Origin of the sequence: Microbacterium sp. Ld4 (assembly GCF_045066555.1) — a bacterium.
Lineage (GTDB): Bacteria > Actinomycetota > Actinomycetes > Actinomycetales > Microbacteriaceae > Microbacterium.
Genome location: NZ_JBISHE010000013.1, coordinates 774,591 through 798,406, shown reverse-complemented (window position 1 = coordinate 798,406; position 23,816 = coordinate 774,591). Strand labels below are relative to the sequence as shown.

At 70.7% G+C, this 23,816-nt stretch carries 23 protein-coding genes and 1 tRNA gene; 9 read left to right on the top strand and 15 right to left on the bottom strand.

Annotation, left to right across the window (positions count from 1 at the left end; all coding sequences use genetic code 11):
• Nucleotides 1-39: 39 nt before the first annotated feature.
• The 3 genes from ACJJV7_RS14520 to ACJJV7_RS14510 all read right to left on the bottom strand — a co-directional run bounded on the left by ACJJV7_RS14520 (nucleotide 40) and on the right by ACJJV7_RS14510 (nucleotide 1,484).
• Nucleotides 40-128: transfer RNA gene (locus ACJJV7_RS14520), tRNA-Ser, on the bottom strand.
• Between the two features lie 45 nt (nucleotides 129-173).
• Nucleotides 174-950 (bottom strand): isocitrate lyase/phosphoenolpyruvate mutase family protein, encoded by a 777-nt coding sequence (locus ACJJV7_RS14515; protein ID WP_405373554.1) that lies wholly within the window; start codon nucleotides 948-950, stop codon nucleotides 174-176.
• Between the two features lie 87 nt (nucleotides 951-1,037).
• Nucleotides 1,038-1,484, bottom strand: coding sequence for an SRPBCC family protein (locus ACJJV7_RS14510; protein ID WP_405373557.1), 447 nt, complete (start codon nucleotides 1,482-1,484; stop codon nucleotides 1,038-1,040).
• A gap of 140 nt (nucleotides 1,485-1,624) precedes the next feature.
• Between ACJJV7_RS14510 and ACJJV7_RS14505 the strand changes: the two genes are divergently transcribed.
• Complete coding sequence (locus ACJJV7_RS14505) at nucleotides 1,625-2,440, top strand: hypothetical protein (RefSeq protein ID WP_405373558.1); 816 nt, start codon at nucleotides 1,625-1,627, stop codon at nucleotides 2,438-2,440.
• 18 nt (nucleotides 2,441-2,458) lie between these two features.
• Here the strand turns inward: ACJJV7_RS14505 and ACJJV7_RS14500 are convergent, their stop codons facing one another.
• From ACJJV7_RS14500 to ACJJV7_RS14475, 6 genes are all read right to left on the bottom strand, one after another.
• On the bottom strand, nucleotides 2,459-2,959 hold the full coding sequence (locus tag ACJJV7_RS14500; RefSeq protein WP_405373560.1) for a bifunctional nuclease family protein: 501 nt from the start codon (nucleotides 2,957-2,959) through the stop codon (nucleotides 2,459-2,461).
• Nucleotides 2,960-3,019: 60 nt separating this feature from the next.
• Nucleotides 3,020-3,520, bottom strand: coding sequence for a GNAT family N-acetyltransferase (locus ACJJV7_RS14495; RefSeq protein WP_405373562.1), 501 nt, complete (start codon nucleotides 3,518-3,520; stop codon nucleotides 3,020-3,022).
• Between the two features lie 22 nt (nucleotides 3,521-3,542).
• Entirely contained in the window at nucleotides 3,543-4,571 is a 1,029-nt protein-coding gene (locus ACJJV7_RS14490; RefSeq protein ID WP_405373564.1) for a hypothetical protein, read from the bottom strand.
• A 258-nt stretch (nucleotides 4,572-4,829) separates the two neighbouring features.
• Complete coding sequence (locus ACJJV7_RS14485; protein ID WP_405373565.1) at nucleotides 4,830-5,909, bottom strand: DNA glycosylase AlkZ-like family protein; 1,080 nt, start codon at nucleotides 5,907-5,909, stop codon at nucleotides 4,830-4,832.
• Between the two features lie 9 nt (nucleotides 5,910-5,918).
• Nucleotides 5,919-6,683, bottom strand: coding sequence for a sulfurtransferase (locus ACJJV7_RS14480; RefSeq protein ID WP_405373567.1), 765 nt, complete (start codon nucleotides 6,681-6,683; stop codon nucleotides 5,919-5,921).
• Nucleotides 6,684-6,719: 36 nt separating this feature from the next.
• Entirely contained in the window at nucleotides 6,720-7,736 is a 1,017-nt protein-coding gene (locus ACJJV7_RS14475; protein WP_405373568.1) for an SDR family oxidoreductase, read from the bottom strand.
• A 75-nt stretch (nucleotides 7,737-7,811) separates the two neighbouring features.
• Between ACJJV7_RS14475 and ACJJV7_RS14470 the strand changes: the two genes are divergently transcribed.
• The gene (locus tag ACJJV7_RS14470; RefSeq protein WP_405373570.1) at nucleotides 7,812-8,477 is read left to right on the top strand and encodes a hypothetical protein; all 666 of its coding nucleotides are present in this window, start codon (nucleotides 7,812-7,814) and stop codon (nucleotides 8,475-8,477) included.
• Between the two features lie 7 nt (nucleotides 8,478-8,484).
• On the opposite strand, the gene ACJJV7_RS14465 is transcribed toward ACJJV7_RS14470, so the two are convergent.
• Both ACJJV7_RS14465 and ACJJV7_RS14460 read right to left on the bottom strand, forming a co-directional pair.
• Complete coding sequence (locus tag ACJJV7_RS14465) at nucleotides 8,485-9,432, bottom strand: aldo/keto reductase (protein WP_405373572.1); 948 nt, start codon at nucleotides 9,430-9,432, stop codon at nucleotides 8,485-8,487.
• Nucleotides 9,433-9,471: 39 nt separating this feature from the next.
• The gene (locus ACJJV7_RS14460; RefSeq protein ID WP_405373574.1) at nucleotides 9,472-9,834 is read right to left on the bottom strand and encodes a winged helix-turn-helix transcriptional regulator; all 363 of its coding nucleotides are present in this window, start codon (nucleotides 9,832-9,834) and stop codon (nucleotides 9,472-9,474) included.
• Nucleotides 9,835-9,939: 105 nt separating this feature from the next.
• Between ACJJV7_RS14460 and ACJJV7_RS14455 the strand changes: the two genes are divergently transcribed.
• Entirely contained in the window at nucleotides 9,940-10,815 is an 876-nt protein-coding gene (locus tag ACJJV7_RS14455) for an SDR family oxidoreductase (RefSeq protein ID WP_405373575.1), read from the top strand.
• Nucleotides 10,816-10,881: 66 nt separating this feature from the next.
• The gene (locus ACJJV7_RS14450; RefSeq protein WP_405373577.1) at nucleotides 10,882-11,916 is read left to right on the top strand and encodes an LLM class flavin-dependent oxidoreductase; all 1,035 of its coding nucleotides are present in this window, start codon (nucleotides 10,882-10,884) and stop codon (nucleotides 11,914-11,916) included.
• A 32-nt stretch (nucleotides 11,917-11,948) separates the two neighbouring features.
• On the opposite strand, the gene ACJJV7_RS14445 is transcribed toward ACJJV7_RS14450, so the two are convergent.
• Complete coding sequence (locus tag ACJJV7_RS14445) at nucleotides 11,949-12,617, bottom strand: ASCH domain-containing protein (RefSeq protein WP_405373579.1); 669 nt, start codon at nucleotides 12,615-12,617, stop codon at nucleotides 11,949-11,951.
• On the bottom strand, nucleotides 12,614-13,111 hold the full coding sequence (locus ACJJV7_RS14440; protein WP_405373581.1) for a DUF427 domain-containing protein: 498 nt from the start codon (nucleotides 13,109-13,111) through the stop codon (nucleotides 12,614-12,616). The genes ACJJV7_RS14445 and ACJJV7_RS14440 overlap by 4 nt, the downstream gene beginning before the upstream one ends.
• A 94-nt stretch (nucleotides 13,112-13,205) precedes the next feature.
• Here ACJJV7_RS14440 and ACJJV7_RS14435 point away from each other — a divergent pair, with 94 nt between their 5' ends.
• Nucleotides 13,206-13,856, top strand: a complete 651-nt coding sequence (locus tag ACJJV7_RS14435) for a helix-turn-helix transcriptional regulator (RefSeq protein WP_405373583.1) — start codon at nucleotides 13,206-13,208, stop codon at nucleotides 13,854-13,856.
• On the opposite strand, the gene ACJJV7_RS14430 is transcribed toward ACJJV7_RS14435, so the two are convergent.
• Nucleotides 13,849-16,158 (bottom strand): serine hydrolase, encoded by a 2,310-nt coding sequence (locus ACJJV7_RS14430; RefSeq protein WP_405467873.1) that lies wholly within the window; start codon nucleotides 16,156-16,158, stop codon nucleotides 13,849-13,851. The genes ACJJV7_RS14435 and ACJJV7_RS14430 overlap by 8 nt on opposite strands.
• A gap of 124 nt (nucleotides 16,159-16,282) precedes the next feature.
• Here ACJJV7_RS14430 and ACJJV7_RS14425 point away from each other — a divergent pair, with 124 nt between their 5' ends.
• From ACJJV7_RS14425 to cydC, 4 genes are read left to right on the top strand one after another with little or no spacing between them, the layout of a single operon-like run.
• Nucleotides 16,283-17,710 carry a cytochrome ubiquinol oxidase subunit I gene (locus ACJJV7_RS14425; protein WP_405373587.1) on the top strand — a complete coding sequence of 476 codons (1,428 nt, stop codon included), beginning with the start codon at nucleotides 16,283-16,285 and terminating at the stop codon, nucleotides 17,708-17,710.
• A 9-nt stretch (nucleotides 17,711-17,719) separates the two neighbouring features.
• Nucleotides 17,720-18,751: a cytochrome d ubiquinol oxidase subunit II gene (cydB, locus tag ACJJV7_RS14420; RefSeq protein ID WP_405373589.1), complete on the top strand. Its 1,032-nt coding sequence runs from the start codon at nucleotides 17,720-17,722 to the stop codon at nucleotides 18,749-18,751.
• Between the two features lie 4 nt (nucleotides 18,752-18,755).
• A complete protein-coding gene (gene cydD / locus ACJJV7_RS14415; RefSeq protein ID WP_405373591.1) occupies nucleotides 18,756-20,402 on the top strand; it encodes a thiol reductant ABC exporter subunit CydD in 1,647 nt (548 codons plus the stop codon).
• Nucleotides 20,399-22,063, top strand: a complete 1,665-nt coding sequence (gene cydC, locus ACJJV7_RS14410) for a thiol reductant ABC exporter subunit CydC (protein ID WP_405373593.1) — start codon at nucleotides 20,399-20,401, stop codon at nucleotides 22,061-22,063. Before cydD ends, cydC begins: the two co-directional genes overlap by 4 nt.
• Nucleotides 22,064-22,084: 21 nt before the next feature.
• Here cydC and ACJJV7_RS14405 read toward each other — a convergent pair whose 3' ends face one another.
• The gene (locus tag ACJJV7_RS14405; RefSeq protein WP_405373595.1) at nucleotides 22,085-23,638 is read right to left on the bottom strand and encodes an SDR family oxidoreductase; all 1,554 of its coding nucleotides are present in this window, start codon (nucleotides 23,636-23,638) and stop codon (nucleotides 22,085-22,087) included.
• Nucleotides 23,639-23,816: the final 178 nt, after the last annotated feature.

Below are 23,816 nucleotides of genomic sequence, written 5' to 3'. Positions count from 1 at the left end.
AGAAAGCCCCGCACCGGCCGGTGCGGGGCTTTCATCGAGCGGAAGCGACAGGATTTGAACCTGCGAGACGAGTTACCCCGCCTACATGGATTCCAGCCATGCTCCTTAGGCCGCTCGGACACGCTTCCAAACGTCGACCTTACCACGCAGCCCGACCGGAGCACGGCACCGGGTCAGTTGAGCGGACGCGTACCCGCCGGGATGACGCCGTCGCCGTAGAGACTCGTCGCCACGTCCTGGAACGCCGTCAGCGCGACGCGCTGCGTCAACGGGCCGTACGAGATGCGGGCGACGCCGAGCTTCTCGTACTCGCCCGCCGACAGCGCCCCGGGCAAGCCGATGACGCTGACGCGGCCGATGCCCTCGACGAGCTGCGCGGTCGTCGCGGCGTCGAGCACGCCCGGCACGAAGACGACATCAGCGCCGGCGTCGAGGAACGCGCGCCCACGGGCGATCGCATCGGCGATCGACTCCTCGACCGGACGGCCGCCCCCGCGCACGAAGGCGTCGGTGCGGGCGTTCAGGGCGAAGGGCACGCCCTCGGCCTCGGCTGCCGAGACGGCCGCCGCGACACGCGCCACCGCCTCGTCGAAGGGGCGGAGGCGGTCTTCCATGTTCGCTCCCGCGATGCCCACTCCGACGGCGCGGCGGATCGTGTCACCCGGATCGGCGTAGCCGTCGTCGAGGTCTGCGCTCACGGGAACGTCCCCGGCGGCGGCGACGATGCGACCGACCATGTCGAGGGTCAGTTCGAGCGGGATCGTGCCGTCGTCGTAGCCGTACGAGGCGGCGATCGAATGCCCCGCCGTGGCGAGGGCCTGCGTCTCGGGCAGCGCCAGCACGGCCTTGGCCGAGATGACGTCCCAGACGTTGACGACACGGAGGATGCGAGGGGCGGCGTGGAGGTCGCGCAGGTGCTGCGCGCGGCCGGCGACAGGAGAGATGGTCATGGTTCTACCGTGGCACGAACCCTCATGTGAAACGACCCGGGAGCCGAAGCCCCCGGGTCGCCGAATCGACCGGACGGATCCGACCGATCAGCCCACGTCGCCTCTCCAGGCACCGGTTTCAGCGCCGCGGGATTCGATGAACTCCTTGAACTTCTTCAGGTCCTTCTTCACCGCGTGGTCGTCGATGCCGAAGACGGCGCCGACGTTCTCCACGAAGCCCTCGGGCTTCCAGTCGAGCTGGACGGTGACACGGGTCTCCGTGTCGCTCAGACGGTGGAAGGTCACCACGCCGGCGTGATCTTGCTCGTGGCTGTTCCACGCGACACGCTCGTCAGGGTGCTGCTCGGTGATGTCGGCGGTGAACTCGCGCTCCGCGCCGCCGATCTTGACCTTCCAGCGGGTGGTCGTGTCATCGATCTGCTGGATCGACTCCACGTAGCTCAGAAAGTGCGGGAAAGACTCGAACTGCGTCCACTGGTTGTACGCGGTCCTCACGGGCACGTCGACATCGATGGTCTCGATGATGCTGGCCATTGTCGATCCTCTCTTCTCGGTTCGAAGCCTCATTGTCGCGGCCACGAGGCGCCCCACCCCAGGGGCTTGCGAGCGACCCGGGCGCTCTGTTAGGTCGCAGGATAGGCTTCGAATTCCTCCCCGCATCGCAAGGAGTCATCGTGCGCCTCTCCCCTGGTCTCGCCGTCGCCGCCGCTGCCGTCGCCGCGTTCACCCTGACCGCCTGCGGCCCCGCATCCTCGCCGTCACCTGGCGCCACCGGCCCGGCATCCGCGGCTCCGACGCCGTCCGCGGCCGCTCCCGCCGAGACGTCGACGCCCGATCCCGAACCCACCGCCGCCGCGCGCGAGGTGCCTCCCGAGTGCGAGTCGATCGACGTCGAACTCGGCGGCACGCTGTACGGCGGCGACCTGGGTTCGTGCCTCCAGGCCGCCATTGCCGGTTACGACACTGGGATGCTGACCCTCACCGGCCCCGAACTCGCCGGCGAGGCCACCTACCACTACGACCCCCAGTTCGAGTTCCGCGCGAACCTCGAGACGGGCGACGGCCCCGTCGAGATGAGCTTCGTCGACGGCGTCATGATGCTCGACGACGGTTCGGGTCCCGTGGTGGGAGACCCCGAATCCGACGACCCCGACACCCGGCTCGCCGGCGTCGCGGGCGAGCTCTACCGTGTCTTCTCCGACCCCGGATTCATCGGCGACCTGATCGACGCCAGCGAGAGCTGGAACGTGGCGGACGCCACCGACGAGGTCCAGCTGCGATCAGGGGAGACCGTCACGGCCTACCGCGTCGAGAGCTCCGCCCCGTTCCGCTGGTTCGACATCCCCGTCGACAGCTACGCCGTGCAGTTCACCGCCGACTGGCAGCCGGTGAGCGCCGCATCGACATCGGACTTCTTCGGCACGTCGTCGACCATCACGCAGGAGTTCTCCCGCCTGGGCGAGCCCGTCTCGATCGAGCCGCTCGGCTAATCAGCGGAGCCCCGGGGCTCACTCCCGGAAGTCGTCGGGATCGACGTCGTCGAGGAAGCGCCGGAACTCCTCGACATTGCCCTCGGCATCGCCGTCCTCATCGCCCTCGGCCGTGATGTCGACGATCCCCGCGACGGCGAGCACGTCGTCAGCGACGAAGATCGGCGCACCCGTGCGCGAAGCGAGGGCGATCGCGTCGGAGGGCCGGGCGTCGAGCGTCACGACGCCCGCCCCGGCGACGGTGACCTCGGCGAAGAACGTTCCCTCCTCGACCCGCGTCACCTCGACCCGGGCGACATTCGCGTCGAGCGAGGCGAGCATGGCGCGCATGAGGTCGTGCGACATCGGGCGCGGCACCTCGGCTCCGTCGATCGCCAAGAGGATCGAGGTGGCCTCCTGCGCGCCGATCCAGATCGGGAGCACACGGCCCTCGCCGGGGAGTGCGTCGAGAGGTTTCAGCAGGATCACGTGATCGCCGACGGCATCCATCGCCACGCCTGCCACTCTGACCTGAACCATCTGCATCCTCCGACCTGCAATGCTAGGCCGTTCTGCAGGGGCGGGCTCAGCAGGCGGAGATCAGCGGGAACCGAGGGCGTGCAGGTCGTCGCCGACGAGCCGCTGCGTCGTCCACTCGGCCATCGGCGTAGCGCCGATCGAGCGATAGAACGCGATCGACGGCTCGTTCCAGTCGAGCACCGTCCACTCCAGCCGCGGGTAGCCGCGCTCGATGCACACCTCGGCGAGCGACGAGATGAGGGCCTTGCCGTAGCCCCGGCCCCGCTCGGACTCACCGACGAACAGATCCTCCAGCCAGATGCCGTGCTGACCCGTCCAGGTCGAATAGGTGAGGAACCAGATCGCGATCCCCACGATGTCGCCGCCGCGCTCCACGACGTGCGCGAAGACACGGGGCGACTCGGCGAAGAGCTTCTCGGCGAGCGCAGCGGACGTGTTCGCGACGGCATCCGGCTCGCGCTCGTAATCGGCCAGTGCCTGGATGGCGGCGAGGATGCCGTCCTCATCGCCGGGAGCGGCGGCGCGGAGAAGCGCCCCGTCGGGAAGGGTTCGTGAGATCACACGACGATCGTACGGCCCGCGCTCAGGCCGCGCGGGTCGTGACGACCGGATGCACGAGCCTCGGCAGGGGGCGGAGCCGGGCGAAGACCGTGTCGCCGGGCAGGGTCGTCCGGCCGGGCTCGGCCTCGATGGTCGCCAGGACCGCGAGGACGACGAAGCCGGCAACGAGCTTGTCCGCGACGGAAGTCACCAGGTTCGACGCGAACACCGCCGCGATCTGGCTCTGGCCCTGCGCCACCCACGACGCTGCCAACACGTCGAGCGCATGGGCTGAGTGACCGCCGAGAAGCACGACGATCAGCGGGGTCGCGACGATCGAGCACGTCACGGCGACGATCAGGTTCAGGCTCAGAAGACGCGGGAGCGTGCGCGCCATCGCGAAGCGGCGGACCCCGTACCCCCAGACGAGCGCCCCGGCGACGTTGACGAGGACGAAATAGACCGACCCCGGAGCGGAGAGCACCACGCCGGCAACGTTGGTCGTCACCGCCACCAGCGCGCCGTGCCAGGGGCCGAGCGCGATGGCGGCCACAGCCGTCCCGATCATGTCGAGGAAGAGCGGCACCTGCGCGACGGCGACGAACCGGTGTCCGAGGAGGTTGAGCAGGATCGATCCGGCGAGCACGAGGACGACGAACCGGTGCCGTTCCCACCATCCGGGTGCCCCGTCGGCCACGGCCTCGATGAGAGGGACCGTCGAGGTGCGGAGCGCAGACTCCGTCACGACGGTGTCTGCGGCCGTCCGGACGGGGATGGCCCGGGCAGTCCGGCGGCGCCAGCGCCGGACGGATTCGGCGTCCTCTCCGAGTGCTCTCACGATCTCACCGATCAGGCGGGGATTGGGCCGCGCGCGATCGGGGCGGAACGCGTCGAACACCGTCGAGCGCGCGACTCGGGCCGCGGAGGGACTCGCCCCATCTGCCGAACGCTGCGCCGCGACCCGCATGGCGATCTCGGCATATGACGCTCCGCCGTGCTGGCGGAGCTCCTGCAGCGCGGCAGCCACCGCTGCCCAGGGCTCGGCCGCGTCGTCCTGATCGTCGGTCTCCATCGTCGGCTCCCTGGGTGCGGATTACGTCCTCGGGAGAGCATATCCGGCGGCTCGCGCTGTCCGGAGTCGTTCGGGATGGCCCGTCCGATGCCGTTCCGTTACCCGGGATCCGTATTATTCGAAGACGTGCCTCCTCTGGGGGGAGGAGTGCGGATCGGACGGGCACGGTCCGCGCGTAGGCACACCTGTCCGACCAGCGGGACATGGTTGGGATCGGATGCCGGAGGGACGGCATCCGATCCCCATACCGCCCGCTCGTCAGTCCAGGCCGCGGACGGGGACTCCCAGCCACTCGCCGAGATCGCGGATCTCGGCGTGGACCATCTCCCGCTCGTCATCGTCGAACGGCGCTCTCTCGTGCACCGCCGCGACGACCAGGTTCTCTTTCTTCTTGTCGAGCGCCGCATCGAGCAGGCCCACGAACCGGTCGCCGACGAGAATCGGATGAGCGAAGTATCCGTAGACGCGGGTGGCCTTGGGCTTGAACTGCTCGAGGATGAATTCGAAGTCGAAGAGATCGATCAACCGGCTGCGGTCGAACAACATCCGGTCGTACGGGTTGAGGATCGCCGCGCGCCCACCCGGGTCGTCGCCGAGCGCCGCGATGGCGTCGGGATCGACCCGCCACGCGGCATCGCTCCCCTCCACCGTCGCGGGCTCCCCCGCCGTTCCCACACCGCTCCAGGCGGACTTCTGACGGGCGATGCCGAGCGCCTGGAGTCGGCGCGCCGCCATGCCCGCCTCCGCCTCGTCGAGCGAGAGGACGTCGCCGTTCGCCGGGTACACGCGTTCGGCGAGATCCCAGACGCGCTGACGCCCGACCCGCCGGGAGATCGCGACCTCACCGAGGGTCATCATCAGCTCGAGCATCCTCGGCACCTGATTCGAGCCGTACCAGCCGCCCTCGTCGCGCGCCTGCACGACGCTGGTGTCGGGGATGTCCGCGGCGAGCGACTCGCCGCCGCGATCGAGCCGCGCGAGGATATCGGCGCGGAACGTCGCGTTCGCCTCCAGATACTGCCGGGCGTTCTCGCGCGGCGCGCGGGCTCGGAGGATGGGGAGGAGGAAGGGCAGCAGGCTCACCGGCCGGAAGTGCCCGTCGTACTCGAACAGCTGACGGTCGCGCTCGACGGCCTTGGTCAGCTGCCCCGGCTCGTAGGCCCAGCCGATCCGCGACCAGCAGATCGACTGCTCGCTCGGTGCGATCACGGCGGTCGGGTCGATCTTGATGGCGCCCAACTGCTCGGCGACCTCGACGACATCAGCCGGTCGGTCGGCGTCGAGCAGCTGCGCGCGGACGGCGATGCGGCGCGCCTCGTCTTTCGAGAGCCGGTGCATGGATCGAGGCTAGCGGGACGCTCCGACAGTGGCGGCGGCGCTCTGCGGCGCGGGGGCGAGGCGCGGGTCCACGCTCACGCGCTCGTCGAAGACGAAGCAATCACCGTCGAAGTGGTCGCCGCCGACGTGCTCGAAGTAGCCGAGGATCCCGCCGTCGAGCTGACGCGCGTCGATGCCCTCGCCCTGCAGGTAGAGAGCGGCCTTCTCGCAGCGGATACCGCCGGTGCAGAAGCTGACCACCGTCTTGCCGGCGAGTTCGGAGCGGTGCTGCGACGCGGCATCCGGAAACTGTGTGAAGCGCTCGAGTCGCCAGTCGACCGCCCCGGCGAACGTGCCGTGATCGACCTCGAAGGCGTTCCGGGTGTCGAGCATCACCACCTCGCGACCCTCGTCGTCGTGACCCTGTTCGAGCCACCGGCGGAGCGTCTCCGGGGCGACCGCCGGGGCTCGGCCGTCACCCGGACGGACCGTCGGGTGGTCCATTCGGATGATTTCGCGCTTGTGCTTGACGAGCATCCGACCGAAGGGCTGCTCGTCCGACCAGCTCTCCTTCGTCGTCAGAGCGGCGAACCGCTCGTCGGCGCGCAGATCGTCGACGAACGCGCGCACCTCTCGCGCGGCGCCGGCCAGGAACAGGTTGATCCCCTCCTGCGCCAAGAGGATCGTGCCCTTGAGGCCTCGCGCCTCCGCCCGGCCGCGCAGGACCGGGCGGAGCGCTGCAGGGTCGTCGAGCCGGGTGAACAGATACGCCGAGACGTTGAGAACAGATGCCACCTGACCAGGGTAGGCGGCTCATCACGGGGCGGGTGGTTACTGGGCCGACCACCCGCCGTCACTGGCCAGGACGGCGCCGTTGATGTTCACCCCGTCGTCGGACAGCAGGAACGTGATCGACGCGGCGAGCTGCTCCGCTGTGGCGACCGTGGGGATCAGCCCGTGGAACGCGTTCAAACGCTCCTGGCCGTACTCCGACACGTTCGCCGGAAACGGGATGCCGGTCGCGACGCCACCCGGCGCCACGGCGTTCACCCGCAGCCCGCGGGGACCGTACATGACCGCAGCGCTCTTGGTCATGCCGACGACGGCGTGCTTCGAGGTCGTGTACGCGTTGCCGGATGCGCTCCCGCGGAGGGCCGCCTCGGACGCGACGTTGACGATCGACCCGGTGCCCGCCTCGAGCATCGCGGGAAGGACGGCCCGAGTGAGGACGAACGGGCCGGTGACGTTGACGGCGAGCACGCGGTTCCACATGGCGTCGGTGGTCTCGCCCAGCGGGGAGAAGTCGTCGTTGATCCCGGCCACGTTCGCCAGGCCGTCGATCCGGTCACCCGCGGCGGCGACGATGGCGGCGACGGAGTCCGGCTGGGTGATGTCGCCCGGAACGGCGACGATGTCGGCGCCTGGAAGCGACGCGGCGAACTCCGCCAGCTTGTCGGCGGAGATGTCGGTCGCGATGACGCGGCCGCCCTCCCGGGCGATGCGGGTCGCGGTCGCGCGGCCGATCCCCGAGGCGGCGCCGGTGACGACGACGGTCTTGCCGTCGAAGCGCCCGGCCGAGATGCGCTCGACCCAGCCGCCGCTCGCCGCCTGCTCCTCGGGCAGGACGCCGTCGTTCGCCGCGCGGACCAGGTCGTCGATGACCGACTGCGGCATCTGACCCTGGCTGAGGGCGACGAGCTGCTGCAGCGGCAGTCCGCGCACCGGCGCGAGCGAGTCCTCCCCGGCGCCAGACGCGGCGAGCAGGCCGCGAACGAGAGGCCCGCCGACCTCGCTGTCGAGCCAGTCGCCGATCGTGGATCCTGCGGTGAGGGGGGTCATGTCGGTCATGGGATGCCTTTCGTCGAGCGGAATTCCCGTGCGGGAAATGATACTCTCACGCGACGGGCCAGCGGAAGAGGCGACATGACGACCAACGAGTCGCCCCGACGCGGGCGGGGCAATCGCGCCGGCCTCGATCGCGATCAGATCGTGGCGGCGGCGCGCGGAATCGAGCCGGCGGCGCTCACGATGCAGCGCGTCGCCGATGCCCTCGGCGTCGACCGCAAAGCGCTCAACCATCACGTCACCGACCGCGAGAGCCTCTTGGAACTGCTCGCACTCGACGCCTTCCGGCGCCGCTTTGAGCGAGCCGAGGCCGACCTCGGCGCGACGTGGCAGGACGCCTGCCGCGGCTACGCCGCCGCGCTCATCGAGAGCATCATCGACACCGGCGAGTGGATCGGCTATCTGCGGTTCGCGTCACCGGGCGATCTGGCGATCATCGCCCCTGCCGAGACGGTCGCCGAGCGACTGCGCGGGGCGGGCTTCGGCGTGATCGCGACGAGCCGCGGCATGCACCTTCTCACCAGCATCTGCCAGGGGTTCGCCCGCGACGCGATCCGCGCGGGGTGGAGCTCCGACGACCCCCAGGTCGCGCGTCTGCGACTCGCGCTGGCGCAGACGACCGCGGGCTACCCGGTGCTCCGCGAGCTCGTCGAGGCGAGGATCGACAACCACGGAGCCGACCAGCTGCGTTTCGACCTCGACGCGTTCATCGCCGCGATGGAGCACGTCCTGCGCTCCGAGTGAGCGCCGATCAGACCGACGCGTCCGCGTACGCCTGCGACGCGGCATCCAGTGCGGCCACGTCCTCGGCGGTCAGGTCGAGACGTGCTCCGGTCAGCAGCGCGTCCATCTGATCGGTGCGCGACGCCGAGGCGATCGGAACGGTTCCCTTCGCGCGCAGCCACCCCAGCGCGACGGATGCCACCGGCACGCCGTGCGCGGACGAGACCGCGTCGAGCACGTCGAGGATGCCGAGTCCTTCGACGGTCGCGAACGACGCGGCGGTGCCGGCGCGAGGCGACGTCTGCCCGGCGTGGTCCTCCGACCGGTACTTGCCGCTCAGGAATCCGCTCGCCAGCGCCGAGTACGGGAGGACGGTGAGGCCCTCGTCGACGGCGACGGGAAGGAGGTCTGCCTCGATCGCGCGGTCGACGAGGTTGTAGCGCGGCTGAACGGCGACCGGACGGGCGACGCCCATCTCGTCGGCGAGCCGGACCCACTCGCGCGTGCGCTCCGCGGAGAAGTTCGAGATCGCGGGATAGCGGATGAGCCCGTCGGCCACGAGGGCGCCGAACGCGGCGACGGTCTCCTCGAGGGGCGTCTCGGCGTCTTCGGCGTGGGCGTAGTAGAGGTCGATCGTGTCCACTCCGAGCCGGCGGAGCGACGCCTCGGCGGCGGACCGGATGTTCGACCCCGACAGGCCGCGGAAGTCGGGATGCTGGCTCACCTTGGTCGCGATGACGACGTCGCCGAGGCCCCGAGCGGCGACCCACTCGCCGATGATCGTCTCGCTCTCGCCACCCGAGTTGCCCGGTGCCCAGGCGCTGTACACGTCGGCCGTGTCCACCAGGGTGCCCCCGCCGGCGGTGAAGGCGTCGAGCAGCGCGAAGGAGGTGTCGCGGTCGGCCGTCCATCCGAAGACGTTGCCGCCGAAGGCGAGGGGGAAGACGTCGAGGTCGCTGGTTCCGAGAACAGTCATCTTCCGATCCTCACACGCTCCGTGAGCGCCAGGCGTGGATCAGCGGGCGAGCATCTCGTCGGCGTTGTCGCCGATCCAGGACATGAGGGGCATCATCCGCACCATCAGCTCACGCCCGCGCGGCGTCAGCGAATACTCCACGCGCGGGGGGACCTCGGGGTACGAGGTGCGCTCGATGAGACCGTCGGCGGCGAGGGTACGGAGCGTGGAGGCGAGCATCTTCTCACTCACCCCGTCCACGGCGCGGCGGAGGTCGCCCCAACGGAGGGTACCGTCGGTCAGCGCCATGAGCACCAGGACGCCCCACTTGCTCATCACGTGATCGAGGACCGTCCGGGTCGGGCAGCCTTCGGCGAAGATCCCGGGAGCATGTTCGCGCATCTGCTGAAAACTGACATCCATGTCGGTACCTTACCAAAAGGTGGGTACCCGCCAGATGGAATGCACGAGATTGGGGGACGTTCGGTCTGAAGACATGCGACCTCGCGTGAATCGAAAGGACTCCCCATGACCATTCTCGTCACCGCTGCGAGCGGACACCTCGGCCACCTCGTCATCGACGCCCTCCTCGAGCGGGGTGCGGCCCCGAGCGACATCGTCGCCGGTGCGCGCACGGTCGCCAAGGCGCAGGACCTCGCCGACCGCGGCGTCCGCGTCGTGCCCCTCGATTTCACCCTCCCCGAGTCGATCTCCGCCGCACTGGACGGCGTCGACTCGGTGCTGCTCGTCTCGAGCCCCGACGCCGGCGCGCGCCTCGCGCAGCACGTGAACGTCATCGACGCGGCGAAGGCCGCGGGCGTCTCGAAGCTCGTCTACACCAGCATCGTGAAGGCCGACAGCAGCCCCTTCATCCTGGCCCCCGATCACAAGGCCACCGAGGAGGCGATCGCCGCGAGCGGTGTGCCCGCGGTGATCCTCCGGAACAACTGGTACACCGAGAACTACCTCGCCGATGTCGCTCAGGCATCCGAGTCGGGCGCACTGGCCGCGCACGCGGGTGACGCCACCGTCGCCGCCGCCGCGCGCGTCGACTTCGCCGAGGCGGCGGCCGTCGTGCTGCTCGAGGACGGCCACGTCGGCCAGACCTACGAGCTCACCGGCGACACCGCCGTATCGTACGCCCAGGTCGCCGCCGCGATCGGCGAGGTGACGGGCCGCGAGGTCGGTTACGTCTCGCTGACGCGTGAGCAGCTCGAGGCCGGCCTCACCGCCGCCGGGCTCGATGCCGGCACCGTCGGCTTCGTCGCCGAGATGCAGGCGGGTATCGCGCGGGGCGACCTGAGCGAGGTCGGCCCCACGCTCGCACGCCTGATCGGCCGACCGACCACGCCTTTCGTCGACGCCCTCCGCGCCGCCGTCGCCGCACCGGCAGCAACCGTCTGACATTCCCTCGCCGCGCGGCATCCTATTCACGGGAATGGGATGCCGCGCGGCGGCGTTATCGCCACCATGCAGCGTTTCGGAACTCTCTCCTTCGGCCACTACGGCCCCCTCGGGCACGGGCGCGAGCTCACCGCACGCGACTCGATGCACCAGGCGATCGACCTGGCCCAGGGCATGGACGATCTCGGTGTGAACGGCATCTCCTTCCGCGTGCACCACTTCGCTCGCCAGCAGGCCGCCCCCTTCCCCCTGCTCGCGGCGATCGCCGCGAAGACCTCGCGCATCGAGATCGGGACAGGCGTCATCGACATGCGATACGAGAACCCGCTGTACCTCGCCGAGGAGGCCGCTGCGGTCGACCTGATCTCCGACGGACGCCTCGCGCTCGGCGTGAGCCGCGGCTCACCGGAGACCGTGGTGAAGGGATACGAGGTGTTCGGCTACACCGGATCGCAGGATCCGCGCGGAGCCGACATCGCCCGCGATCACTTCTCCCGCTTCCTCGACGCCATCGACGGCAAGGGCCTCGCCGAGCGCGATCCGCACAGCCCGTTGGGCGGCGGCACAGGGCTCCAGCGCATCGAGCCGCACTCCCCCGGACTGCGCTCGCGCGTCTGGTGGGGCGCCGGCAACCGCGACACCGCCGCATGGGCGGGGACGACGGGGGTGAACCTCATGTCGTCGACGCTGCTCACCGAGGCCGACGGCCGCGAGTTCGACCTGCTGCAGGCCGACCAGATCGACGGCTTCCGTTCGGCCTGGGATGCCGCGGGTCACGCCGGCACGCCGCGGGTCTCCGTCAGCCGGTCGATCTTCCCGATCACGACGGCCGAGGATGAGATGTACTTCGGCCGATCGGGCAGCGACGGGGGCATGGGCGTCATCGACGGGATGCACGCGACGTTCGGCCGCACGTACACGGGAACCCCCGACCAGCTCGTCGAGCAGCTCCAGCAGGATGCTGCCGTCGCGGCCGCCGACACCCTGATGCTGACGATCCCCAGCCAGCTGGGCGTGGAGTTCAACCTCCGCATCGTCGAGTCGTTCGCGAAGTACGTCGCCCCGTCGCTGGGCTGGAAGAGCACGCTCGCGTCCGCCTGACGCCGCAAAACCCCAGATCGGCCCTTCGCCCGTCACGTCTGGCGTATCGAGACGTCGCGCACCCGCCGTTCGTGACGGGCGAGCAGAAAAGTCCCGAGGAGGGTCGCCGCGAGGGCGATGGTCACCGGTATCGCGCGCCGATTGGAAATCGATCGGAACAGGCGTCGCGCCTTCTTGAGCCTCGTTCTTCCCGGACGGGCACGGTCGCCTGCGATTCCGACGAACGAGGACCCCTCCAGGGTCGCCCCGACGCGGACCTCTTCGCCGCCCGGGGCGCTCAGGCGCTCGATGACCGCGAACCGCTCCAGCACGACGCGCGCATCGCCGTCCACGATGAATGCGTCACCGAGCTCTTCCGTCATCTCCGGTGAGGTCCAGAAGCGCAGGTGCCCTTCTCGCCAGTCCGCGGCATCCGCGTAGCCCTCGCCCTCGGCGCGGGCATGCGAATCGGAGACGTCTCGCAGTGCCACGATTTCGACGGCCGTCGTCTCCAGCACCGCGACGGCGACGCCCTGCGAATCGATCGCGACGCCCCGGTCGCCCACGGCGGGCAGCGGGGCGCCCTCCTGTTCGTACTCGCGGACGAGCGAACTGGTCGCCGTCTTTTCGCCTGCGACGATCGCCGCGATGATCCTGTCGCGAAGCGGCCCCGGGAAGGCGAACTCGATCGGAGGGAGGTCCGCGGCCGTGTGGCCGCTCACCAGCCCATCGACCCCGGCGTGCCCTTGAACGGCCCGACCACCCAGGAGGTGACCCAGCCGCCGTAGAAGCGCCCGGGCTGCGGTTCGACGGTCTCATCGCCGACGGTGCAGGCATCCATGCCCTGGGCGTAGACGGCGACCCGGCCGACGAGCTGCTCGAATCCGCGAGTGGGCGTCGGGTAGGTCCACGCCGCGCCCTCACGGATCTCGCCACCACCCTGCACGTCGAAGTACCGCGCACCGCCCTTGAACTCGCAGAACGACGATCCGTCCGCGGGCGTCAGCGCTCCGGGGACGAAGTCCGCGATCGGCACGTAATACACGGGTGGGTGGCTGGTCTCGAGAACACGGACGACGTCGTCGGTGGAGAGGATCTTCACACCCCCGAGAGTGATCGTCACCCGGTCGTGGACCTTCTCGACGCGGGGCGGCCGGGGGTAGTCCCAGACGCTTTCTTGACCGGGAGCGGTGGGGGCGGGGACAGGGCGGCGCATTGCTCCAGCGTAGGTCTCCCTCCCGCGGCGGGACATAGTCAATTCCCACGAGCGCGGCGCCCCACGGCGCGAATCGGAGCGAGATAATAGAGACATGACGACGGGGCGGCCCGCTTCCTACAACGCCATCTCCACCTATTCACGCGTGGAGATCCTCCACCTGCTGCAGACGCATCCGCAGCAGACGATCGGTGAGCTCGTCACCGCCACCGGCCTGCACGCCAACACGGTGCGCGAGCACCTGCAGCGGCTCATCGAACGCGGCTTCGTCGCCACCGAGACCGAGAAGCGCACGGTGCGCGGTCGTCCACGCGTGTTCTACCGCGCCGTCGACGGCGCGAGCGTCTCGAGCGACGAACACCGACGCAAGGTGCAGGCGGCCCGCGAACGCGGCGACCTCATGAGGCGCGTGATGCCCTCGACGGAGGGAACCCTCGTCCCCGAGGAGCAGCATCAGCTCGATGCGCTCGTCGAGCAGCTCCTCGATGGCGGCTTCGAACCGGTCGTCGACGAGGACACGCTTCAGATCGACCTCGCCCAGTGCGATCATGCGGAGGCTCAGGCATCCCACACGAAGACGCTGTGCGACGTGCACCTCGGTCTCATGCGGGGCGCTCTCCGCGAAGCCGGCGGGCCACTCGCGGTCGACGCCGAGCGCTCGTCGTGCGATCCGCGCGACTGCGTGATCCGTCTCATGCGCCGCACGCCCGACGGCGCGCACAGCCCCGTCGAGCCCGTCAGCTGAGGTTGCTGCGCACCTTCGAGTACCAGATCCACGCGTAGCCGCCACGGTAGTGGACCTTGTACCAGTGGCGCCTCGAGTCGGAGACCTGCAACGGCGTCCCGGGCGGGATACTGCCCGCGATGGCGCCGCCCGGCGACCTGCGCCACGGCGTCGCCGTCGTCGTCCGGACGTGCAGGTCGGAGTGGGTGATCGCTTTGCCGAACGCGCCGTTGAAGTGGCTGTAGACCGCACGTGAGATGTCCCGGATGCCGGCCTTGGTCGCCCCCGCGTCACCGATGACGCTGATCACGTAACGCCCTCGGCCCCCGGCGACGATCGCCGAGTCGGCCTGGAGCAGACCACCCGACACCCAGAGCGATCCCGGCTTCGACGCCTGATACGCCGAGGCCGGAAGGCCGTTCGGGATGCGCGACCGGAAGAGCTGATCGTTCATCAACCCGCGGAGGTGCGACGTGTGCTTCTTGTTGAGCAGCGCTCCCGAGTCGAGGCGCGTCAGGAGCAGGGTGAGATCGTTCGTCGTCGTCCGGTTGCCACCGTAGAGCACGTCCTGGCCGCGGAGCACCGACCCGTAGGCGGTGCGTGAGAACCCCGCCGCCGCGATCTCGCGGTTGAGTTTCGAGAGCCCGATCCAATGGACGAGGTCGGTATGGCAGTAGTTGTCGGACATCCAGATCAGCTCCCGCAGGCACTGCTCCACGGTCAGTCCCGACGACAGCTTCGTCTTCAGCGACGCCTGACCCCGCTCGATCCGCTCGAACGAGGCCCAGGCGACGAAGAGCTTCATCATGCTGGCGGGCTCACGGCGGGTCGATCCGCCCGAACTGACCACCTCGCCGAGCCCGCCGATCTGGCGCACCGTGACGGTGTACGACGATCCGGGATGCCGCGCCTGCGCCGCCCGCAGATCGCGTAACAGCGCCCGCTCCCCTGCTGTGCGAACGGTCGTGCAGCTGTCGCCGGCGGCGACCTGAGCGCGCAGCGCCGTGGGTGAGCCGATGACCAGGGGCGTGTCCTTCCGCCGTGCCATCTCGGCGGCGACGGAGTCGAAGACGCACTCCAACTGCGCGTAGGAGAAGGGCTGCCGGGTGAGGCCGGCGATGGCGGCTGCGGTCGCGGTCACGTGGCCCGGCGCCGATGCCGAGGCGAGCACCGTCCGCGTCGAACCCGCCGGGTACTCCGCCGCCGCGGCGAGGCTCACGGCCGTGCGACTGGACCCTGCCAGCCGCCGCACCGTGAAGCCCTCGGCGCGGAGCGACGACACGAAACCGGCGCCGATGCTCGAGGTGCCGCCCACGAGGACGACCTCCCGCGCACCGACCGCGCGGAGGGTGTTCAGTGTGCCCGGAGGCGCCGATGCACGACGACCGTTGATCGCGAGGAACCCCCGATCCGTCGCCCCCGCGACCGCGACACCGGCCGGGGCGTGGATCATCGTGGCGCCGTCGGCCGCGTAGACCGTCGTCGCATCCCCGACGGCGCGGAGCGCGTTCTGCGACAGGCCGTAGACGTTGTCGCCGTCGATGCGTTCGACCGGCGCCGTTCTCGCCAGGGCGGACTCCGCCGCTGTCGAGACCGCCGCGGAGGATCCGACGACCACGATGCGCGTCGGGGACAGGCGCGCGATCTCGCGAGCGGTCGCAGCGGGGACGCTACCGGAGCCGGCGTAGAGCACGGGCGCACCCACCGACCCCGCGACGAAAGCGGCGATGTGCGCGTCGGACGCCGTCGTCGCGGCGACCACGACGACGTCGGCCCCGCCCGGGTAGAGCGCGCGGCTGATGGCGGCGGCCTGGTCGACCGCGGTGGGCCCGCTCAGCCGGGAGGCGGGAGGCAGCGTCGCGGCGATGCGCGCCGGCACGAGACGGGCGTCGACCGACGGCTGATCGCCGGGGGGCGCGTCGTCGGGGGCAGGCGGGGCGGGGTCCCCGGGCAGCGGGTCCTCGGGCAGCGGGTCCTCGGGCAGCGGGTCCTCCGGCAGAGGGGCACCCGGCACCGGATCGCCGGGCGTGGGCACGTCGGGAGACCCCGGCACCGGCGGCGTCGCGGAGGGCGTGGCACGGGGATCATCCGGGTTCGGCGACTCCGGCACGGGCGCGGGTGGCGTGGATTCGACGGGAGGAGGGGGCGATGCCGAGGGCGTGGCCGGCTCGGGCGCCGGGGCACCGGCATCCGTCGATCCGGGGGTCGGCGACGCGGCGGATGCGACTCCCGGGCCCGCGGTGAAGATGAGGAGGGCGGTGACCGCGGCGGCGAGACCGGCGTGCAGCTGACGGGAGCGTCTGGGGGTGGGGCTGCCGATCATAGGGGCACCCTAGGCCCCCGATCGAGTGGGCGCGAGGGGCTGGCGTATTTTGCACGGCCGAAGGAGAAACCGCGATCCGGATGTCGACGTAACGTCGAGAAGACATCCGTCGAAGGGACAACCCGTGGAGTTTCTCGACCCGCTGATCCTGGCGCGGTGGCAGTTCGGTCTCACGACCCTGTACCACTACCTCTTCGTGCCGCTCACCCTCGGCATGGCTCTCACGGTCGCGATCTTCCAGACGATCTGGCACCGGACCGGCGACGTGAAGTGGCTCCACCTCACCCGCCTGTTCGGGAAGATCTTCCTCATCAACTTCGCGATGGGCGTCGTCACCGGCATCGTGCAGGAGTTCCAGTTCGGCATGAACTGGTCGTCGTACTCGCGGTTCGTCGGCGACGTCTTCGGCGCACCGCTCGCCTTCGAAGGCCTTATGGCCTTCTTCTTCGAGGCGACCTTCATCGGCCTGTGGATCTTCGGGTGGGACAAACTCCCCCGCCGCATCCACCTGCTCACCATCTGGGCGACCGCGTTCGGCTCGATCCTCTCCGCCTACTTCATCCTGTCGGCCAACGCCTTCATGCAGAACCCGGTGGGGTACGAGCTCAACCCCGAGTCGGGCCGCGCCGAGCTCGTCGACTTCTTCGCCCTGCTGACGAACCCCGTCGCCCTCGCTGCCTTCCCCCACACGATCTTCTCCGCCTTCATGTTCGCCGCGGCGGTCATCATCGCGGTCGCCGCCTACCACCTCCGTCGCGGCCAGCACCTCGACACCATGCGCCCCGTGCTGCGGTACGGCATGTGGTTCATGATCATCTCGTTCGCGGGCACCGCGATCAGCGGCGATCAGCTCGGCCTCGTGATGGTGCAGACCCAGCCGATGAAGATGGCCGCGGCAGAGGCACTCTGGGACAGGGCCTGCGGAGCCGATGCCTCGTTCTCGATCTTCTCGATCGGCACCCCCGACGGCTCCGAGGAGGTCTGGTCGCTGCGCGTGCCCTACCTGCTGTCGTTCCTTTCCACCCACACCCTCGACGGCTGCGTCGAAGGCCTCAACGATCTCCAGGGCATCTATGAGCAGCGCTTCGGCGCGGGCATCGACTACCGTCCCGAAGTCTGGGTCACCTACTGGTCGTTCCGGTGGATGATGGGCTTCGGCGGACTGGCCACGTTGATCTCCGTGGCGGGCCTCTGGGTCACGCGTCGCAAGGCGACCCGGCCGGTCGCCGGATGGATGTGGCGCGTCGCCATCTGGTCGGCGCCCCTCCCCCTCCTCGGCAGCCTCGTGGGCTGGATCTTCACCGAGATGGGCCGGCAGCCGTGGATCGTCTTCAGCCTGATGCTCACCGAGGACGGCGTCTCGCCGAGCGTTCCCGGGTGGACGGTGCTGATCTCGCTCCTCGCGTTCACGGCGATCTACGCCTCGCTCGCCGTGGTGGAATTCCGCCTGATCCTCAAGGCCGCCCAGCAGGGACCTGCGCCGCTCCCCGGCCCCGACGACCCCGACCCGCGCGACCTGCCGGTCGATCAGACCCCCTCGACGGTCTACTAGGAGCCCGCCATGGATCTCGCCTACCTCTGGTTCTTCATCGTCGGAGCCTTCTTCGTCGGCTACTTCGTGCTCGACGGGTTCGACTTCGGTGTCGGGATGAGCCTGCCCTTCCTGGGCAAGAACGACGTCTCGCGGCGTCAGGTCATCAATACGATCGGGCCCATCTGGGATCTCAACGAGACCTGGGTGATCGTGGCGGGGGCATGCCTGTTCGCCGCGTTCCCCGAGTGGTACGCGACCCTCTTCAGCGGGTTCTACCTGCCGCTGCTGTTCATCCTCCTCGCCCTGATCTTGCGCGGTGTGTCGTTCGAGTACCGCCACCAGCGCGAGGAACGCGAGTGGAAGCGCCGCTTCGACCGTTTCATCGTGATCGGCTCTGCGGTGCCGGCGTTCCTCTGGGGCGTCGCCTTCGGCAACATCGTGCAGGGCGTGCCGATCGACGCCGACAAGGAGTTCACCGGGTCGCTGCTGACGCTCCTCAACCCCTACGGACTCTGGGTCGGCGCGACGACGCTCCTGCTGTTCTTCCTGCACGGCGTCTACTTCGTCGCGCTGAAGACCGACGGACCGGTGCAGGAGGACGCGCACCGTCTGGCGCGACGCGTGGCGATCCCGACGATCGTCCTGGCTGCCGGAACCGTCCTGTGGACCGCGGCCATCGCGACCTCGCGAGACGCGCCGCTGCTGTGGGGGGTCTTCTTCTTCGGCGCGGTCGCGGCCCTGACGCTCATCTCGTCTGCCGTGGCCAACGTCCGTCGCCGCGATGGCTGGGCGTTCGCGTTCGGCGCCGGGACGATCGTGTCCGCCGTCGTCATGCTCTTCTTCGCGCTGTTCCCGTTCGTCATGCCGTCCTCGACGGACCCGGCGTTCTCCCTCACGATCGAGAACGCCTCGAGCTCCGACTACACCCTGACGGTGATGTCGTGGGCGGCGCTCGTCTTCTTGCCCCTCGTGCTCGGATACCAGGCGTGGACCTACTGGATCTTCCGCAAGCGCGTGACCCGCCAGCACATCGAGAAGGCCGCTTCGGCGGCGCACTAGAGCCGTGCCGTCCCCCGCCCGCAGCGACCTGAGGCAGCCACCGCTCGACCCGCGCCTGCTCCGCTACGCCGCGGCATCCCGCGTCTTCTTCGCGCTCATCGCCGCGATCGGTCTCGCCCAGACCGCGGCGATCGTCGGGTTCGCATGGTTCACCACCCGGGCGATCGTCGACGCGATCGCGGGGCGGGAGATCGGCGCCACCCTGCTGGCGCTGGGCGGCGTGGTCGCCGCCCGTGCGCTGCTGCTGTGGGCGAGGGAGCTCGTGGCCGCGCGCGCGGCGGCCCGCGTCGAGTCGCAGCTTCGCAGCGCCCTCCTCGACGCCGTCGAGCGCCTCGGCTCGGGATGGCTCGGGGCGCAGAACACGGCGCGGCTGACGCTCATCGCAGGTCGTGGACTCGAAGCCCTCGACGCGTATTTCGGGCGCTATCTGCCGCAGCTCGTGCAGACGGCGCTCGCCACCCCGATCCTCATCGCGGTGATGTGGGCCGCCGACTGGGTCTCGGGACTCACCGTCGTTCTCACGATCCCGCTGATCCCGATCTTCATGATCCTCATCGGGCTCGCGACCCGGAAGGTGCAGGACCGTCAGTGGGACACGCTCGGCACGCTCGCCGCCCGCTTCTCCGACACGGTGCAGGGGCTCTCGACGCTGACCGTGTTCGGTCGCCAGCACCGCGCCGCCGACTCGATCGAACGGGTGACCGACGGCTACCGGCGCGAGATGATGCGGGTGCTGCGGGTCTCGTTCCTCTCGGGGTTCGCCCTGGAGTTCCTCGCGTCGATCTCGGTCGCCATCGTCGCCGTCACGATCGGCTTCCGCCTGCTCGACGGCTCGCTCCCCCTGATCATCGGACTCTTCGTGCTCCTCCTCGCGCCCGAGGCCTATCTGCCGTTGCGTCAGGTCGGCGTGCAGTTCCACGCCTCGAGCGAAGGCGTCGCGGCCACCCGTGACGTGTTCGCCGTCCTGCAGGAGGCAGACGCCGCAGAAGGCGGCCGCGCCCTGCGCGCGGCCGCACCGCCGGTCACCGACGTCGACCTCGTCGTCGACGCGGTATCGGTGCGCGGCCTCCCGCCGGTCACTCTCCGGGTGCGCTCCGGCGAGGTCGTGCTCCTCGAGGGGCCGAGCGGCGCCGGCAAGTCGAGCCTGCTCGCCGCGCTTCTGGGCGCCGCGCCGCACTCCGGCTCGATCACGATCTCCGGAACGGATGCCGCATCGGTGTCACCCGCCCAGTGGCTCGCCTGGGCGGGGCAGCGACCGGGCCTCGTCGCCGGCTCGATCGCCGACAACGTGAGGCTCGGCGAGCCGGCGGCATCCGATGACCTCGTCCGGGACGCGCTCGCACGCGCCGGCGCCGGCGACCTCGACCCGGGCCGTCTCCTCGGCGTGCAGGGCTCGGGCCTGTCGGGCGGACAGGCGCAGCGGGTCGCCGTGGCGCGCGCGATCGCCCGGCACCTCGCGGGGCGGGCGGGAGTGATCGCGCTCGATGAGCCGACGGCCGCGCTCGACGCCGAGACGGAAGCCGTGCTGTGGCGCTCGCTCCGACGCCTCGCCGACAATGGAGCGGCGCTCCTCCTCGTCTCGCACCGGCCGAGCGCGCGGCAGATCGCCGACCGCGTGGTGCGCCTGGGCGCCGCGGAGGTGACCGCATGACCGCCCCTCCCGACGTCCTGCGGGCGGCCGTTCCCGAGACCCGGCGGTTCTGGCCCGCCCTCGCAGCCGGGTTCCTCTCCGAGGCATCCGCCATCGCCCTCCTCGCCACGAGCGCGTGGCTCATCGTCCGGGCGGCGGAGCAGCCGCTCGTCATGTACATCACGCTCGCCGTCGTCGGCGTGCGAGCGTTCGCGCTCTCGCGCGCGGTGTTCCGCTACGCGGAGCGTCTCGCCAGCCACGACGGAGCCCTGCGGCAACTCGCCCGCACCCGCACCGACCTCATCCGCCGGCTCCTCCCCCACGCCCCCGCGGGCCTCGGCCGCACCTCGCGCGGCTCCACGCTGGCGGCCCTCGTCGATGACGTCGACGAGCTGCAGAACCTGCCGCTCCGCGTGATCCTCCCCCTCGTGTCATCGGCGTCGGTCGTCGTCGCGTCCGTGATCGTCGTCGCCCTCCTCCATCCCCCGGCAGCGCTCACGCTCATCGGATGCCTCGCCGTCGCCGTCGTGGCCGCGACGGCCTGGGGGTGGGCGGCCGGGTCGCACGCCGAGCGGGCGATCGCACCGCTCCGCGCGCGGCTCACCGACGCCCTCATCGACCACCTGGGGAGCCTCGATGTGCTCGTCGCCTACGGGGCGGACGCCGCCAGCCGCGACCGCGTGCGACAGGCCGACGCCGCACTGCGGGGCGCCATCACGCGGCGGGCGGGCGCGCAGGCGGGGACGACGGCGCTCGTGTCGCTGCTCGCCGGCGCCGCGACCCTCGCTGCGGTCGGCGTCGCGGCTCCGGCCGTGTTCGACGGCTCGCTCGGGGGCCCGGCGCTCGCGGTCGTCGTGCTCGTCCCGATGGCGGTGTTCGATGTCTTCGGCTCGGTTCCGCTCGCGGCCTCGTCGTGGCGGCAGGTGCGGGCGGCGGCGGAGCGGATCGCCGGCGCCGTGCCCGATGAGGTGCCGGCCGAGATCCCCGCGGCTCGGACGTCAACCGGTGTGGCACCTCCGCTCGGCACCGGACTGCGCCTTCGCGGCGCCACAGTGCGCTGGCCCGGCGACCGTTCGCCCGCGCTCGTCGACGTCGACCTCGACGTGCGGCCCGGCGAGCGCGTGCTCGTCGTCGGCGCGAGCGGCGCCGGCAAGACGACTCTCGCGCACGCCCTCGTGCGGTTCCTCGAGGTCGACGGCACCTACGAGGTCGGTGGCGCCTCCGCCCGGGACCTCGCCCCCGACGACCTCCGCCTCACGGTCGGTCTGTGCGAGCAGGACCCGATGCTCTTCGACGAAGACATCCGCCAGAACCTCCTGTTCGCGCGCGACACTGCGACGGATGCCGACCTCGAGGCCGTTCTGGAGCGCGTCGGCCTCGGGCCGTGGCTGCGGGAGCGCGGCGGCCTCGACGCCCGGGTCGGCGAGCGCGGCCGGCTCGTCTCGGGGGGTCAGGCGCAGCGGATCTCGCTCGCGCGGGCGCTCCTGCGCGGCTTCCCCGTGCTCGTTCTCGACGAGCCGACGGCGGGCGTCGACGCCGCGGCATCCGACGCTCTCCTGACCGATCTGCTCTCCGCGGTCGGTGACGATCAGGCCGTCGTGCTGATCTCCCACGTCACCGTGCCGGGCGGGCTCATCGACCGCACGGTCCACCTGACAGGCGGGCGCGCGCTGCCGGTCTGACCCGGCCGGCGCGCTGCCGTCTCAGTCGGCCGGGGCCGCGGCGCGGGCGTTCTCGGCTTCGGCGGCTGCGGCGATGCGGTTGGCCATGCCCTTGAAGATGAAGCCGTGGAAGGGCAGCACCGCGAGCCAGTAGAGGCGACCGGCGAGGCCCCGGGGGAAGAAGACGGCCCGCTGGTCGTACCGTGAGCCGGACCCCTCGGGGGTGGCGCGCAGCTCGAGCCACGCGAGGCCCGGCACCTTCATTTCGGCGCGAAGGCGCAGCAGATGCCCGTCCTCGACCGCTTCGACGCGCCAGAAGTCGATCGCGTCGCCCGCGCCGACCCGGCCCCGGCTGCGGCGACCTCGCTGAAGGCCCACGCCGCCGACGAGCCGGTCCATCCAGCCGCGAACGGCCCACAGGAACGGAGAGGAGTACCAGCCGTTCTCGCCGCCGATGCCGACGATGACGGCCCACAGCCGTTCGGGCGGGGCCGTCGTCGAGGCGGACTGCACGTCGGTGAACACCGTGCGTCCGGTCCAGTCGGGGTCGCTCGGGAGCGGGTCGCTCGGCACCGATGACAGCTCCGCGTCCTGCCAGCTCGTCTCGATCGCATCGGCCTCGACGCGTCCGAGCGCCAGGCGGACGGCCTGACGGTAGGGCATGAGACCGCCTTCGGGCCGCGGGAGGACGTCGTCGACCGCGTGGTCGTCCATGACGCACTCGTTCTGCAACGAGGCGATGAGCGGCCGCGCGATCGCGCGAGGAACCGGAGTCACGAGGTTGACCCAGTGCGAGGCGAGGCCCGGGGTGAGCACGGGCAGCGCCGCGATCGCCCGTTGCCGGAGACCCGCCTCGACGGCGTAGCCGTTCATCATCTGGCCGTAGCGGAGCACGTCGGGACCGCCGATGTCGACGGCGCGGTTGACGCTCCCCTCGACCCGGGCGGCGGCGAGCAGGTAGTGCATCACGTCGCGCACGGCGATCGGCTGGATGCGGTTGCGCACCCACTTGGGCGCGGGCATGTAGGGGAGCACGTCGGTGAGGTGACGGATCATCTCGAACGACGCCGAGCCCGAGCCGATCACGACACCGGCCTGGAGCACCAGTGTGGGAACGCCGCTCGCGAGCAGGGTGTCACCCACCTCCACGCGGGAGCGGAGGTGGGGGCTCAGTTCGACACCCGACGGGTGCAGGCCGCCGAGGTAGACGATGCGCCCGACGGATGCCGCTGCCGCGGCGTGTGCGACGGTCTCGGCCGCCTGCAGGTCCTTCGCTTCGAAGTCGCCGCCGCCACCCATCGCGTGGATCAGGTAGTAGAGGACGTCGACATCCTCGGTCGCCGCGGCGACGGCATCCGGGTCGTCTGCCGAGCCCGCCGCGACCTCGACGTCGCCACCCCAGGTGAACGCCCTGAGGCGGTCGGGGTTTCGGGCCAGCACGCGGACGCGATATCCGGCCGACAGCAGCCGCGGAACGAGCCGCCCGCCGATGTATCCGGTCCCGCCGAGAACGAGGGCGCGGGGAGCGCTGCCGTCCGGGCGGGTCTGGGCGACGAGGGCGCTTTCGCGACCGGTGGGTGCAGACAGTTCGGCCATGGGCCCACAGTAGGTCGATCCCTTGCCGGCACCGGTGTGCTTGCGCAGGGGCGGTCGACGAAGTAGGGGTGGGCGCAGCGGGCTCCTCGGCCGCCCACGGCGTCGCCGCCCTGTCCCCACGGCGTCGCCGCCCTGTCAAGTGGCGGCCCCTCCCCTGCGATCGCGCGAGGGCTCACGT